Below are 13,676 nucleotides of genomic sequence, written 5' to 3'. Positions count from 1 at the left end.
GTCGTTCGGTACGCCTCCGTAGCTCAGTGGATAGAGCGCCGGTTTCCGGTACCGTAGGTCGCAGGTTCGACTCCTGTCGGGGGCACCACGGGTTGTACGCGGATGGTATGTGAATACGTACGCGTAACCCCCAAGTACGAGAAAAGCCGCCTGGTTTCAGGCGGCTTTTCTCTTTGCTGCTCAGTAGGGATCTCTATTGCTGCGCTCTAACCGTGCCACGGGAACAGAAAAGGCCCGAAGACTGACGCCGGTACCCGAGATTGGGCATGCTGGCGCCGACCTTCGAGCCGGTGATCTGAATGGGTGTAGCGAACCCGCCCGCTACGTGCGGACGGGATTTCGTTTCGCTCGACCACGCTGGTGCGTCACGCGCTGCTGCGGAGTGCTGCGACGAGGCTTGCGCTGCTTGGCACGCGGTGCGGCGATGCCAGACTCGTGGTCAAGACCGTCTTCAACCTTCTGAGCCGCGAAGTCGATGATCTTGTCGAGGTTCGCAGCCACGACAGTCATCGTGGCCAAGAAGTATTGCGCTGCGGAGCCGCGCAGCCGCCGACGGGATCCATCCTCGAGTGCATGGGTGCCGCCGTCCTTGAGGTAGGCGTTGAAGGATTCGACACTGTTACGGCCGTGGCCGTACATCTCGCGCCATTCCTTCGAACCGTACTGGTACTCCTGGGCGAACTTGCCGCCCGCCTCAGCGGGGAAGGTGGTGCTCGTCTTGTTATCGCAGACCTTCGCGGGTCCTTCGACGGGTCGCCTGATGATGGTCAGCGGAACCTTGCCGGAGGCCAGATTGGTCGGCTTACGGGGACAGGAAGCAGTGGGTGAGTTGCCGGCGGCGGGGCACATCCAGGGTGTGCGTCCCTTGGCGTCCGGTAGCTCCTTACGGCTGAAGAGATAGGGCGCGCGTGCGGCGACGTCGCTCTGCCACTGCTCCAAGCGAGACTGAGCGCGCGCGGCGCGCTGAGACTTCGTCAGGGAACGATTCTTGTCGTCGGCGTCCTCGCCGGCGCGGTAGCGCTTGCTTGCGTCGATGAGAATCTGCGGCATCGAGGCGCAGTACCAGTTGCCGTCGACCATGATGGCGCCCGCGTAGCTGTCCTGGTAGCCGAGGAAGGTCTTGTGATAGTCCATGACGAGCTTCGCGCCGGAAGAGCGAAGGAAGTTCTGAAGGTCGGCTTCCTTCGCGCCGGGGAGGTACGCGCGGTCGCCAATGACGTGGTCGAGGTGCAGTCCCCTGTTGATGATGTTCTCGAACATCGCGCGCGCCGCCTTGCCGGGTCCGAACGCGGGAGCGTGGTGGCCGATTCCGACGACGATGTGCGGGATGTCCTCCGGACGGGTCGGGTCGTTGCTGGTGAGGACACCCAGCTCGAGCTCGTACGCGTACTTCATCTTCTTGATGGATGTCTTGCCGTCGTCGGAGTGATCCTCCGTCGACCGCGCCCAGAAGGCGGCGTCGGGTTCGATGGAGACCGTCTCTTCGGACTTGAGATTGGCAAGGCGACCGATACCAACACCTCGTGCGTGCACCCGGACGGCGGTTGCGTCGATGGTGACAGAGACCTTGTCGGAGCGCAGGCGCTTGGGCATCCAGAGGTAGGTCGCGTGCAGCAGGAGGTTCATCAGCTCATCAGCTCGGTGCGCGCGAACGGAGAGCACCTCGGCGTTCTCTTCACGGCGCGCGCGGACGTCGTCCCACTCCCATCGCTCAAGGCGGCGGTGTCTGTTGAAGATGGGGTGGTAGTCGATGAGGCTCATGATGCGGTTGGTCGACCGGCGTGCGCGCTCGTACCAGCCATCCGGGCTGACGGACGCGTCGAGGGTGATGCCGAGAATCGCGGCTGTCTCGGGTGTCAAGCGTTCGGTGATGATGTCGCGGAGCTTCTTGAGCTGAAGGGGCTGGTGCTCCCATGCGAGCACCAGCCACAGGATGAGGATCCCGCGCATCGGAACGGTCGCTGGCCGCCCCCCTCGGTTGGGCGCATGAACGTCCTGGTCCCATTGGTCGAGCAGCTCGGGAATGCCGACGCTGTCGATGAGGTTGGCACACTGCTGCACCATTCCGGTCGCGACGGGCCCGCGGGCGCGAGGGTTGAAGAGCATGTCTTCAAGGTCTGCGTTGTCGTCGAGGAAGAGGTCGTTCTTTTTCGGCTTGTCCGTTCTCATCGCGCCGCACCGACCATCCGGAGCGCCTCGTAGGCTCGGGAATCGGACATCGGGCGGACGAAGCTCATCGCCCGACGAAGGGAGTCTGTGGACGTCATCCCGGATGCCGGGAGCAGGGCGGCGAGCGGCGTTCCAGCTTCGAGGTGCGCGACCAGCCACGTCATCCGCAAGCGTGCCGGAGTGGGCTTCACGACCCCCGTAGACCCCCGCAGCACGTGTTGCATTGCACCCTTGCGGTTGGTGGCGTTCGGTGCGACGAGAAGCTCGTCCGCGGTATCAGCAAGGACCTTCTCGAAGCATCCACGCCAGCGGTCCACGACGGGAACGATTCGTCCGTCGCGTGCGACGTGCACAGCCAGCACCCCGTCCAGATCAAGCAGATCGCTGCCGCGGACCGCGAGGATCTCGCCAGAGGTCAGGCCGCATCCAACGCCGAGGGCGAAGATGGCCATACACGCCACGCGCTGGTGCTCTGTGCGCTGATAAGTAGCCCAGTGGCGGAAGGTCGCTAGTTCCTCGTCGGAGTACGGGCGCTCCGGTTCCGACGCAGTGGAGACCGCGCGCTTCTCTATCGACGGCGCGATGCCGGCCAGACGCCGAAGCATCTTCCGCTCGCGCTCAGCCATCACGCGCGCAACCTCGTGTGCCCGGTCCTCCGTGTAGACGTCGATCACGTCGTCCGCCAAGGCTTCGTCGAGCTGCACCATGCCGGTCTGCACGATCCAGTCGCCGAAGAAGGCGAGCGACCGCTGGTGCTCTTCGATCTGGCGCCGACTCATGTCAGCGCATCGCTCTGCGGTGATCTTGTCAACGAAGGGCTGCACGCGAGACCAAGTCGTCGGCGCGAGCATCGGGGTGTACTGCGAGTGAGAGGTGGACGCCGAGGCAACGATGAGGTCTGTCATGAAGACCGTGTGCGCGGCGTTCTCGCATCACTCGCGAGAAAGTGATTCCTAAGCTCACGCAATGACCATTCGTGACATTAAGTATCACAGATTGTGCGAGGATGAATCGGTGTCCCCGAGTCGCCGCGCCCCACGTATGTACGCCCCGAACCCCGGCAAGTTCGGCCAGCACGCGGCAAGACGACTCTGGACTCCATTGCCGGAGGACTCGACCGAGCGCGCACGCAGCCGCGCCGCTCAGGTCCAGGACGCGACGGTCGGGCTTGTGCTCGCCGGGCTGAAAGCGGGTCGATACAAGAGAGCCGACCTCCTCGAACGAACGGGTTGGGGCCGCGAGCGCCTGTCGCGCCTCATGAACGGAAACACCCCGGCCGGCCTGGATGACTTGATGCTTCTGCTCGATGCCGCCGGGGTGCCGTTCTCCATGGTCGCGTGGCCGTCGACGGAGGAGCAGCACAGAGAACGGCAACGCCTCACCGACGTCCGCGACTACCTGACGAAGGCACAGCAGCAGGTGCAGGAAGAAATCGCTCGAATCGAGCGAGCGCGTCCAACGACTTGACCCCGGCCGCGTACAGAAGGTCTTGAACGGGGACCCCTTCCGTCATCCGCTGCAGGAGCCACGTCGCCCGCATCCGCTGCGGCTTCGGTCGAAGTTGGTCTCCCCGCGTGGAACGAACGAAGTCACTGATCTTGTTCGGGTACCACCGCACGTTCGGCTGGAAGATGGGGCCGTCCGCGATGTGCAGTGCCCCGCTCAGCGCGTCACGCCACTCCGCCTCGACGAAAACGGCTCGCGCTCGGGGCCCGGAGACTTCGATCCATGAGGCATCAGACGAAATATCGGACGAAGTGACCCCGCAGAGCTCCGAGGAGGTCAGGCCGGCTCCCATGCCGAGAGCGAGAAGAACCCTCGCCGACGCCCGACGGCTCTCTTGCTGGACTGCGGACCATACCCGAAGCTCAGCGATCTCCTGCGCGGCATATGGCGCGCTCGGCTCGGAACCGTAAAGGGGCGGCATCGCTCGCTCGGAGACTCCGAGGGCTTCCGCCACCCGCAGGAGGATCGCACGGCGACGACCGAGGGACGCGTCGGACTTCATCGGGAGCTGTTGAACCGCCACAGCGATGACGTCTCGCCGGAACAGGAACTCCCGCTCGAGTGGGAGCCCCGACACCACGTGCGCCCACCGAACGTGCTGTTGGACGGCCGTGAGTAGGTTCTCGTGCCGATAGGACACGCGGCGGCTCACATCGTCAACGACGAGGGCGGCGAAGCGGCGCGCGTCCAGGTCCACTCCGTCGACCGTGTCATCGAGTTCGAGTGGTTTCGGTGACGTCATGACTCCTCCAAGGCATCTGCTGCGATGACGCCAAGTTAGGGCGACTGCTCGCGCACACGTCGCATCAACTGCGAGCGACACCACCGCCACGGCGTGTCACTCCAGAGCGAACGCCACCGCGCATGCCTACCGCATGCACACACCACGCAATGCCCCCAGATCCAAGAGAGACCTCGGCCCCTGGTGGGCCAGCTACGAAAGAGTCGCCGAGCACGCCCACGCTCTCGGACGGCTCCCCCGCCTCAGCGATGGAATCCCCGCCGACGTCGTGGGATGGGCGGCCGGACAGCGCCGCGCCACGACCCTGACTGCAGATCAGAAGGCCGCCCTGGTGTCGCTCCCCGGATGGAGCGACAAGCCGCGCGCGGACGCGTGGGAGGACCGGGCCGAGGAACTCCGTCGCTTCATCACGGTGGAAGGGCGGCCGCCCCGAGTAAGGGGCTCGATTCCGGGCGAGTCCGCGCTCGCCCACTGGTTCTCTCGCCAGCGCGTCGCCGAGGCCGACGGACGTCTCTCGCCTGAACGAATACGACTCCTGACCTACGCAACCCGCAATATCTGAACTGACCAACTGACGCAGACCTGCGTCCGTGCAGAAACGAAGAACGGGCTGTCCGAGGTGGACAGCCCGTTCGTCATCTTTAGCGCCTAGTTGGTGCTATCTCCCTTGTCGCAGGGGGTCTGCGTGGACCGGACACCAGCCGGGCGGAGCATGGCCCGGCGCACCCGCGGGGACTTGCATGTTGTCGTCCCCGCCGCGGGCGCGACCACCGCGACCTGAACCAGCGGCGGAACGGGCACCGTCCGGTCGCGGGGCGTCTCTCGTGCGGCGTGAAAGTCCTCGATGATGCGTGCGTTCGTCCCGATGACCGTGAGCACGCTGAGGAAGGCCTGTGCCGTCGCGCCTCGCATTCCTGCGCCCATCTTCGTCCGCGCTTCCGTCAGGGAGGCGGCGTAGAACTCGAACGCCCGACGGCCCATGCTGTACACCTTGCCCCACTGCTCGGAGCGGTAAGGGTAGTGCTGCTCATCGCGCTCATCCGAGGAGGCTGCCGGGACGTGCGGGTGGAGGCGGGCGAAGTCGGCCCGGGCATCGACGAGTGGCTTGAGCTCCTGGAACGCCTGGAAACGCTCCTTCAGGTCGGTCGCCGCCGAGAATGCACGCGCGAAGTTCTGACCTGCGGCCTGCAGGTGTGCCGGCAGCGCAGGCGCATACCAGGTTCCGTCGACCATGAGACCTGTGTCCGACTTGCCCTGAACTCCGAGCCGGGTCGCCGGATACTCCGCGACGAGCTTCACGCCGAGGTCGGCGAGCGGGGTACGGAACGAGGCCGGCTGAGAAGCCGTGTATGCGCGGTCGACGACGACATGGTCCACACCAGCGGAGCGGGCTGCGATGTCCTGAAGCATCTCGGTGGCGGCACCGGCGAACCCGACGCTAGGCCGGTGCGGATTGATGCCGATGACGATGTTCGGCACAGAGCGTCGCTTGTCGGGGTCGTTGGAGATCAGCACGGCGAGTTCGTCCTCCCACCCGTACCGTGCCTGGCCGCGCCCGCCAGCCGTCGCACCGTATACGGCGAAGCCGGCATCAGGCTCGGCGGAAACGCGTCCTTCGGCGTCGAGAGCCTCGAACCGACGACGGCTGATACCGCGGGCACCCGCCGCACGGAAGCAGCTGTCGACGACGACGCTCACCGGGGCGTCCGAGTCCGCAACTCCAGCCGCCCTGTACTGGGCTGCCAGGAGCCGGTTGGCGAAGACCACGAACCGCGTGCGTCGCTCCTGCAGTTCGTCGGCATGCTCACCACGTACCTGCACAACACGCTCCCACTCGCTCTTCGTGAGTCGACGTCCCCGAGATAAGGACGGGTAGGCATCGACGGTGTTCATCAGAGCCCGAGTCACTCGCTCAACCATGCGCGCGACCTGCTCCGGAGCGAGCGATGAGAAGCCATCGGGGAGATCAAGGGCGCGGCGCCGCGCGGACGTGAGGTTCTCGCACAGCACCGAGGTGGCGTTCGAGATGGTCAACGGCCTCCGCGTCAGTCCGAGAGCGATCCACACTGCGAGCACCTGCCGAGAGGTCAAATTCCCGGGGCGAACCGACCTGCCATCGTCCTTCGCCCAGTCCGCGAACAGTTCCGCGACCCGCGAGGCGTCGACGAGACCGAGCGCTTCCTTGAGCGTGGCCGTCGGGATCGGAGCCGTCGGACGGGCGTCGTACGACGGGAGGCGCAGACCGTTGCCGGCGAGCGTGTTCGAGTTGTTGGTGGTCATGTTGGTAGCTGAGTTGTTCATGTCAGGCTTGTGCGCGGCGAGATCTCCGCTTCTGCGAACATGTGAGCCTTTGAGTCACGCGACGATAATCTGTGATCCTGAGTGTCGCAAATCATGCTCGATCTGGGCTCTCCACGCACGCGTTCGCAGTTGATGCGAGTTCAGCACGATCCCCGGGGCGAGTTCTTGGCAATGTGAATCAGACCACTGTTGTCGCGGAGAGGATCGAGGTCGGGTGAGACACCGAGAAAGCGTCATCGACATGACGCGTGAGCAAAGTCAACCGTCGAGCACGACCGCGTGCCCGGGAGGGCGTCGCCGCTTCTTGATTGAGCTCAGCGGTGCCCGCTGGGCGCGGATATTGGCGAGAGCTCTCCCCACTCTCGCCGCGCAGGCGGCATGAACACGATGACTTCCCCCGCAACGAACCAGAAGGACAACCTGAGTGATGTGGACCCCACCGCCCCTGAAAGCACTCGAGGTCGCGCACGAGATCTCACTTCCTGACCAGCGAGTAGCCGTCGTCGGCGACATCCACGGCAACTTTCGATGGCTGGACATCGTCGCGAGGGCGGCTCAGACGCTCGCGCCGGATGTGAGCACCATGCTGCAGCTCGGCGACTGGGCGATGGATCCCGATACGACCGACGAAGCCCTCGACGGAACAGGTATCGAGCGCATCTACGTGGTCTTGGGCAACCACGAGAGTTGGAACCAGATCACCCCGCTGCTCGACGCGCATCCGGGCGCCGCCATTCGCGTCTCGAAGATCACGTGGTTGCTACCGAGACCAGCCCGTCTGACCATCGGCGGCCGCAGCGTGCTGTCGCTGCCCGGCGCGGTGTCCGTCGACAGAGCGTGGCGGCAGGAAGGGGTCAACTATTGGAAGGACGAAGAGATCACCAGTGAGCACGTGAAGGCGGCCATCGCCGGCGGTCCCGCGGATCTCATGCTCACGCACGAGCCGCCGGCGGGAACCCCGGTGCGAGCGGTCCAGGAGATCCTGCGCACGAACCCGATGCAATTCCCTGATGATGCCATCCGGGACTCGGCCAACTCCCGCGCGCGAGTCGCCAAGGTCTGGAACATCGTGTACCCGGAGCTCCTGATTCACGGTCACATGCATGCACCAGGCGGTGGTCAGACCGAGTACGGACTACGCGTGGCGAGCCTCGGTCAGGACGGTCAACAGGGCAACGTCGGATTCCTCGACATGAAGACGCTGCGCATCGAGACGCCATCGCTCCGCCAGATCCGGGAGGCGGCAGCGCGATGACCGGCGTGAACCCGTGGGCCGAGATCATCGGGCCCTGCTATCGCTCTACCTCGTTGGCGCGCGCCCTCGGATGGACCGATGAGCAGGTCGTCGAGGCCGCGGCTGCCCTCCAGATTCTCGAACTACTGACAGATGACGGTGTTCTGCTGTACCCCGCATTCCAAGTGCACGATGGTCGGGTGTTAGAGGGCCTGGCAGAAGTGTTGCGGGTCCTCAGTTCTGGAACCAGCGGCAGATGGACGTGGGCGCAGTGGCTGAACGCATCAGTTGACGATGACTCTGGCGAGGAAGCACCCAGCGCCATCGAACAACTACGTGCGGGACAACTCGATGATGTGATGCGCGACGCGAAGCACGTTGCGTGGGCGTGGAGCAACTGAGCATTGGACTGAACGCTGCTCCTGCGCCCTCACCCATTCCGGAGCCGAGGCTCTATGCATCAGCGGCGCTCTCGACGGCGTTCGCCCACACCCAACAGCGAAAGACCTTCTCTTCGGCCCGGAACTCAATGCCGACAGCGTACGGGGTGGAACGTGCGAGCTTCGCGTCGACACGGATGGCGCGTGGGCCGAAGCGAACCCAGGCGCGAACGACCCGATACGGCTGTGGGTAGATCGTCACTGGGTTCTCTCTGAGCGCAAGCTCCCGTTCGCTCAGCGACTGCAACTGCCCCGCCTGTGCTGCCCGCAGGATCTCCTGGTGCTGAGACCGCATGTCATAGTGCGCCGCTAACCTCTTGCTCGTCCCCATGCCGGCGCCCCTTCCTCCCGCCAGAGATCCAGGCTAGCAACATTCGTACTTATGTTCTATTCTCGATGGATGCGATCCGACCTCACCCACCCCATTACGACCCTGTGGATGGTCGATGACCTGCCGTCGCGGATGCTGTTCGCCGGGCAGCGGTGGCGGGTGACAGACGTGCCTACTCGGTTGAGGGACTCGATCTGGTCTTCGCTCGGTAAGCAGGCGTCTGGGCTCTACGGATGGCGCTTTCAAGGCGAGAGCCAGGACGGAACGGTCCGTGTGTTCGATGTCTTTAAAGAGCAAGACGGCTGGCATGTTCATCACGCCTGGGAATGAGGTCGGAGAAGGGGCATGTGCGTGCCGCTGCGATGCGCGATACCCCGAGGACTACTCGCTCCCCTCGGCCCGAGGTCGGCGCATGCGGCTGACTACGTAAGTCGTGACGATGATGACCGCTCCAACGACGACCACAGTGACGATGATGGGGACGACGATCCCCGCCGCGTCTTCGGTGCGCCCGGGGGTCGTCGCGGCTGGCGTGGGCGCGGTGGTTCCGGTCGGAGGGGGCCAGGTCGGTGTGTTCCCTGCCAATTGAGGTTGAACGCGGGTGGTTTCGTTGCCACACGCAGGCAGGTCCCATCCGGAGTCCGACATGCTGGGGTCCGGCGCGGTGTAGGTGAAGGTGTATCCCTCGGAGATGGGGTGGCCGTCGCTGGAGACGGCTGTCCAGACGACGGAATACAAGCCGGACGGGCCGAGCGCGACCGGAGTGGTGAGGACGTTCCTGTCGATGGTGGAGCAGGAGGTCTCGTAGAACAGACCGTCGGGACCTTGGATCTGGGCGAAGCTCGACTGGCTGAAGTCGATGAGTTCGCCGCTGAACGTGAGGACGACTGCGTCGACCTGCGTGACGACCTGGTCTGCGGCCGGGTAGGCGTCGGAGAGGTTGTCGTGGGCGACAGCAGCGGACGCCGGCGCCCACGCCATGAACGCGGCGACTACGAAGATCGCTGTGGTGTACCAGGGTGTTTTCTTAGCGCTCATTCTGAGATTCCATCCATGATGTGAGGTCGAGGTGCAGACTTCAGGGCCCGCGCCCGGCTTATCCACTGTGTGAATGCGAGAAGCGCGACGCCGACGCCCGCGAACAGAAGGATCTGACCGCCGCGGGCCTGATCCTCGAGCGGACCGACGCCCCATGTGCGTCCCATCGCTCCGAACCATTCGGAGGCCATCAGATCCGAGCGCGCGATGACGAGCAGGGCGAGAACGGTCGTCAGCATCGCGACGGAGACCAGGATGGCCGGTGTCCATCGGTGTACGTGTCGATCCTCGATGTTCATGCCGAAGAACGACGCGATGAAGAGGACCCCGACCACCAGCAGCAGCGCAGTAACGACTTCGTAGCCGAGCTGGTCGTAGACCGACCAACGGAGGATGTCGCTACCGAACACCAACCACAAAGTAGCGGCGAATAGCAGGCCGGCGACGGCCGGCTGGCGCAGCACTTGTGCAAGACGCGAGGCCGTCACGAGACTCAGCCACTCGAGCGGTCCACGGGAACCGTCACGGCGCGAGTGAAGTGTGCGTTCAGCAAGCGATCCTGGAGCTGCCAGACGCAAAAGGATCGGGATTCCGAGGATCAGAACGCACGCCGCGAGCATTCGCATGCTGAGAAGGTATTGTCCGTAGACCGCCGGTGCTCCGCTCGTTGCCCAGAACAGGAGGACCATCGCCCCGCCCCAGCTCAGTGAGCGGTACGCATGCCATCGCTCTCCGCGCCGTCGCAGTCGTCGCACACCGGCGGCGTAGAAGAATGACCCGAAGCCGACGATGAACACCCACAGCAGATCGGGGCTCCACGCCAGCACCCACTGAGTTCCTGTGAGCGGTGGAGGAACTGGCGCATCCGTCAAGATCTCCGCCGCCGTGGACTGTGCGGCCGGCGCGATGTCAGCAGGAGCCGCCGTGCGGGCGAGTGCCGCGGCCGCGCCGCTGGCAATACCCATGAAAGCAAGCTCAATGCAGACGAACCCCCAGAAGGCTTTTCCGCCGCCGCTGGCGGCTGCAATGAGGCGTCGACGGTAGAGAGCGCCGAGAACGCCCATCACGACCAGTGCCAGGATCTTGGCGACCAGGATCGCTCCGTAGGGGGTCGCGAGATCGTCCCAGCGTCCGAGTGCGGTGAGGGCACGGAAGTAGCCGGACACAGCGACGACGACGAATGCAGCGAGCGCGAGGGTCGAGTATCGGCGGAGGATGTGCTCGAGCGAGCCCTTGGCGACAGTTGGGCGGAGGAAAATGAGCAACAGCAATCCGCCCATCCAGACGGCGGCAGCGATGACGTGGAGCACCAAAGACATCACCGCAGCATCGTGGTTCGCCAGTTCCCCGGAGTGCCCCTGGGTGGCCATGGGTATGAGCGTCACCAACGCGATGACGGTGGTGACCAACACCGCTCCGTACCCTCGCACTGCGAAGGCCAGCACGGTCACGACGGCCGCGAGGATCACGGTGACGAGCCAAGCGCGGCCGAGTTCCGTATCGAGGAGGAAACGACCGAGCTGGGCACCGAACTCCGCTCCCGCGTCCACCTTCGCATTGAACGATGACAGGAACGTCAGGAACGCGACGGCGGCGCTCGTCACGGTGAGAAGAGCGGCGCCCACGGATGCCGCGTCAAGGCTCACGGCGAAGGGCTTCGTCGCAGCGTTGAGCGCAAAGGAGGCGAACACGAGCGAGCCTGCCATGAGTGCGCCGGAGAGGTTCACGAAGAGCTTGGCGACGGGAAGCCCCCACCGGACGAGTGCGCCAGGGTCGCTGATGAGGCGTGGTGCCGCGCCATCGCCGACCACAAGAGCGAGGATCATTGCGAGCATGGCGCTGACTACGAGGATGGTGGGGCCCGCTACGCGGAGGACGGAGACGTTCACGGTGTGCCCTCCCCTGCATTCGTGTCGTCGGTGGCGGGCGTCGTGCAGGCCGTTGTTGCCGGGATCTGTTGAACGGCGCCAGCGAGAGATTCCAGGACGCTGTCGGCGGAGATGGTGGTGGTGTCGACGAACACCTGCACTGCTGGCGCGCGTCCGTATGTCGTCAGCCGAAGGTTGGGGCTATCCGACTCGTCGACGAGCCAGTCGGCTCCGCCTAAGCTGACGCATTGCTGGGTGGTCTGTGCCGGTTCCTTGAGGCCGCAGGTGAGGAGGACGACGCTGGGCGTTCCCCACGCTGCGGTCGCTTGTGCGTCCGTCCACACTCGAGCTTGTTCACCCAGGGATGCCGGGAGGCGGACGATGACTTCTGCGCACATCGGGTCGTTGGCCGCGGCGGCCGGCTCGAGGTGAACGGTGGGTGCGCACCCGCTGAGCGCTGCGGTGATGCCGAGCGCGGCGGTGCCGGCGAGTACGAGGCGAGAGAGTTTCATGAGGCTCGTCGATCTTTCGGTGTCGAATGGGGAGAAAGGCGCCGCGCGAGCGGGAAGGCGGCGAACCAGAGGATGCTTGCAGCGCTCAGTGTCGGTGCGAGGGTGGGCATGAGTAGGACCGCGGGGGTGGTTCCCGAGTTCAACGCGACCTCGCTGATGCGAGCGCCGGTGGTGTTCTCAGGCAGGCCCGACGTCACAGTCCCGGCCTTCGTGATGATCTGGCTGCGGCCGGTCGTGGAGATGTTCGCGACGGTGCGGCCGGTCTCGATGGCGCGCATGCGCGCGATGGCCAATTGCTGGAGGTTCTCGTCGGTGCCGCGGAAGTCAGCGTTATTAGTCTGCAGCACGTACAGCTCTGCCCCGGATACGGCTGCGGCGTAGATCACGTCGTCGTAGATGACGTCGAAGCAGATCGCCAGTCCAATGCGCGTGCCCGCGGTGTCCATGGTCGGCGAGGTCGAACCCGGTGTGTACTCCCGCTGGATCAAGCCGACCAGATCGGGAGCGAGCGTCTCGTAGAACCATCGGTCGGGAACGTACTCGCCGAACGGAACGGGATGGGCCTTGTCGTAGAGCTGTTCCGCGCCTCGCGAGGTCCACAGCAGAGACGTGTTGAACGTCTCGTCGCCGCGCGTAGTAGCGGCGTTCAGGAGGAGGTCCGTTCCTGACGTCTCCACGAGCTCCTCGAGACGTGCGGCGGCTGACCAGTCGTTGAGGGGGTCGGCGTCGACCGACCCTTCGGGCCAGACAAGGAGGTCCACGTCTTGCCCTCGAAGCGGCTCGGTGGCACGAAGGTGCGCGTCGAGGATGTCTCCGGGCTCCTTCGCGTCGAAGTAGCCGCTGGGTCCGTCTGCTTGTACCCATCCGAGCCGGAGGGTCCCAGCGGACTCTGTCGGAAACAGCGGGACGGCGTACATGGCGACGAGCAGCGCGACCGACGCGACCAAGGACTGCCACCTTCGTCGAAGAGCAGCGTCCAGCGCGCTCGCGCAGACGAGCACCACCAGGAATGAGAGGCCCGTCGCACCTGTCCACGACGCGGTGTCGGCGAACGGCGAGTCCACCAGCGTGAGTCCCACCCGCGACCAGGGGAACCCGCCGTACGGCCAGGCGCCCATGAGGGTCTCGCGGAGCACCCAGAGTCCTGCCACCCACACCGGGATCAGCAATTCTGAGACGCCGCCGCGCGCCCGGCTGAGCCGGTACGCCAGTGCGATGAGAACGCCACCAGCACCGAAGAGGATCGACTGCAACCCCGCCAGGGCCAGCCACGGAAGCGGTCCCAGGAAGGTGACAACCCACGAAAGGTGCAGCAGGTAGAAGGCTGCGCCAAAGCCGCCCGAGACGAGGAACGCCGTTGGTAGCGAACGGCCGACAAGGGTCCAGAGGCCAACGCTGACACTCAGGAATGCAAACGGCCACCACCCGAGATCCGGATACGCGAGGTCAAGTGATGCGCCCGCGAGGACGGATGCGGTTAGGGCGACCGGCAGGGGTAGCGCACGACGGGCACCGGGTGCGACCACGGGGTCGCG

At 65.1% G+C, this 13,676-nt stretch carries 13 protein-coding genes and 1 tRNA gene; 6 read left to right on the top strand and 8 right to left on the bottom strand.

What is annotated here, in order from left to right; translation table 11 throughout:
• Positions 1–12 precede the first annotated feature (12 nt).
• A tRNA-Arg gene (locus RWS82_RS03105) sits at positions 13–88 on the top strand.
• 233 nt (positions 89–321) lie between these two features.
• On the opposite strand, the gene RWS82_RS03100 is transcribed toward RWS82_RS03105, so the two are convergent.
• Entirely contained in the window at positions 322–2,169 is a 1,848-nt protein-coding gene (locus RWS82_RS03100) for a hypothetical protein (protein ID WP_314646792.1), read from the bottom strand.
• The gene (locus RWS82_RS03095) at positions 2,166–3,074 is read right to left on the bottom strand and encodes a hypothetical protein (RefSeq protein ID WP_314646789.1); all 909 of its coding nucleotides are present in this window, start codon (positions 3,072–3,074) and stop codon (positions 2,166–2,168) included. Before RWS82_RS03095 ends, RWS82_RS03100 begins: the two co-directional genes overlap by 4 nt.
• Positions 3,075–3,135: 61 nt before the next feature.
• Here RWS82_RS03095 and RWS82_RS03090 point away from each other — a divergent pair, with 61 nt between their 5' ends.
• Together RWS82_RS03090 and RWS82_RS15160 are read left to right on the top strand one after the other, a co-directional pair.
• Positions 3,136–3,636, top strand: a complete 501-nt coding sequence (locus RWS82_RS03090) for a hypothetical protein (RefSeq protein ID WP_314646786.1) — start codon at positions 3,136–3,138, stop codon at positions 3,634–3,636.
• Positions 3,637–4,550: 914 nt separating this feature from the next.
• On the top strand, positions 4,551–4,979 hold the full coding sequence (locus RWS82_RS15160) for a helicase associated domain-containing protein (protein WP_400190056.1): 429 nt from the start codon (positions 4,551–4,553) through the stop codon (positions 4,977–4,979).
• Positions 4,980–5,065: 86 nt separating this feature from the next.
• On the opposite strand, the gene RWS82_RS03085 is transcribed toward RWS82_RS15160, so the two are convergent.
• The gene (locus tag RWS82_RS03085) at positions 5,066–6,718 is read right to left on the bottom strand and encodes a hypothetical protein (RefSeq protein WP_314646784.1); all 1,653 of its coding nucleotides are present in this window, start codon (positions 6,716–6,718) and stop codon (positions 5,066–5,068) included.
• Positions 6,719–7,145: 427 nt separating this feature from the next.
• On the opposite strand from RWS82_RS03085, the gene RWS82_RS03080 reads away from it, so the two are divergent.
• Together RWS82_RS03080 and RWS82_RS03075 are read left to right on the top strand one after the other, a co-directional pair.
• Positions 7,146–7,973 (top strand): metallophosphoesterase, encoded by an 828-nt coding sequence (locus RWS82_RS03080; RefSeq protein WP_314648168.1) that lies wholly within the window; start codon positions 7,146–7,148, stop codon positions 7,971–7,973.
• Positions 7,970–8,353, top strand: a complete 384-nt coding sequence (locus RWS82_RS03075) for a hypothetical protein (RefSeq protein WP_314646781.1) — start codon at positions 7,970–7,972, stop codon at positions 8,351–8,353. The genes RWS82_RS03080 and RWS82_RS03075 overlap by 4 nt, the downstream gene beginning before the upstream one ends.
• Before the next feature lie 52 nt (positions 8,354–8,405).
• Here RWS82_RS03075 and RWS82_RS03070 read toward each other — a convergent pair whose 3' ends face one another.
• Complete coding sequence (locus tag RWS82_RS03070) at positions 8,406–8,723, bottom strand: hypothetical protein (RefSeq protein WP_314646780.1); 318 nt, start codon at positions 8,721–8,723, stop codon at positions 8,406–8,408.
• 69 nt (positions 8,724–8,792) lie between these two features.
• Between RWS82_RS03070 and RWS82_RS03065 the strand changes: the two genes are divergently transcribed.
• On the top strand, positions 8,793–9,053 hold the full coding sequence (locus RWS82_RS03065; RefSeq protein ID WP_314646778.1) for a hypothetical protein: 261 nt from the start codon (positions 8,793–8,795) through the stop codon (positions 9,051–9,053).
• A gap of 51 nt (positions 9,054–9,104) precedes the next feature.
• On the opposite strand, the gene RWS82_RS03060 is transcribed toward RWS82_RS03065, so the two are convergent.
• Genes RWS82_RS03060 through lnt form a run of 4 tightly spaced genes read right to left on the bottom strand, consistent with a single transcriptional unit; the run spans position 9,105 to position 13,667 of the window.
• Complete coding sequence (locus RWS82_RS03060; protein WP_314646777.1) at positions 9,105–9,761, bottom strand: copper resistance protein CopC; 657 nt, start codon at positions 9,759–9,761, stop codon at positions 9,105–9,107.
• Positions 9,758–11,650: a cytochrome c oxidase assembly protein gene (locus RWS82_RS03055; protein ID WP_314646776.1), complete on the bottom strand. Its 1,893-nt coding sequence runs from the start codon at positions 11,648–11,650 to the stop codon at positions 9,758–9,760. Before RWS82_RS03055 ends, RWS82_RS03060 begins: the two co-directional genes overlap by 4 nt.
• Complete coding sequence (locus RWS82_RS03050) at positions 11,647–12,141, bottom strand: DUF3515 family protein (protein WP_314646774.1); 495 nt, start codon at positions 12,139–12,141, stop codon at positions 11,647–11,649. Before RWS82_RS03050 ends, RWS82_RS03055 begins: the two co-directional genes overlap by 4 nt.
• A complete protein-coding gene (gene lnt / locus RWS82_RS03045; protein WP_314646773.1) occupies positions 12,138–13,667 on the bottom strand; it encodes an apolipoprotein N-acyltransferase in 1,530 nt (509 codons plus the stop codon). Before lnt ends, RWS82_RS03050 begins: the two co-directional genes overlap by 4 nt.
• Positions 13,668–13,676 lie beyond the last annotated feature (9 nt).

Origin of the sequence: uncultured Microbacterium sp. (assembly GCF_963528945.1) — a bacterium.
In the GTDB taxonomy this organism is placed as follows: Bacteria; Actinomycetota; Actinomycetes; order Actinomycetales; family Microbacteriaceae; genus Microbacterium.
This window is presented reverse-complemented; position numbering and strand designations above follow the sequence as displayed.

Coding starts and splice junctions, on each gene's coding strand:
- RWS82_RS03090 (WP_314646786.1), top strand. CDS start 3,136: ATGACCATTCGTGACATTAAGTATCACAGATTGTGCGAGGATGAATCG.
- RWS82_RS03085 (WP_314646784.1), bottom strand. CDS start 6,718: ATGAACAACTCAGCTACCAACATGACCACCAACAACTCGAACACGCTC.
- RWS82_RS03060 (WP_314646777.1), bottom strand. CDS start 9,761: ATGAGCGCTAAGAAAACACCCTGGTACACCACAGCGATCTTCGTAGTC.
- RWS82_RS03050 (WP_314646774.1), bottom strand. CDS start 12,141: ATGAAACTCTCTCGCCTCGTACTCGCCGGCACCGCCGCGCTCGGCATC.
- RWS82_RS03065 (WP_314646778.1), top strand. CDS start 8,793: ATGCGATCCGACCTCACCCACCCCATTACGACCCTGTGGATGGTCGAT.
- RWS82_RS03080 (WP_314648168.1), top strand. CDS start 7,146: ATGTGGACCCCACCGCCCCTGAAAGCACTCGAGGTCGCGCACGAGATC.
- RWS82_RS03075 (WP_314646781.1), top strand. CDS start 7,970: ATGACCGGCGTGAACCCGTGGGCCGAGATCATCGGGCCCTGCTATCGC.
- RWS82_RS03070 (WP_314646780.1), bottom strand. CDS start 8,723: ATGGGGACGAGCAAGAGGTTAGCGGCGCACTATGACATGCGGTCTCAG.
- RWS82_RS03100 (WP_314646792.1), bottom strand. CDS start 2,169: ATGAGAACGGACAAGCCGAAAAAGAACGACCTCTTCCTCGACGACAAC.
- RWS82_RS15160 (WP_400190056.1), top strand. CDS start 4,551: ATGCACACACCACGCAATGCCCCCAGATCCAAGAGAGACCTCGGCCCC.
- RWS82_RS03095 (WP_314646789.1), bottom strand. CDS start 3,074: ATGACAGACCTCATCGTTGCCTCGGCGTCCACCTCTCACTCGCAGTAC.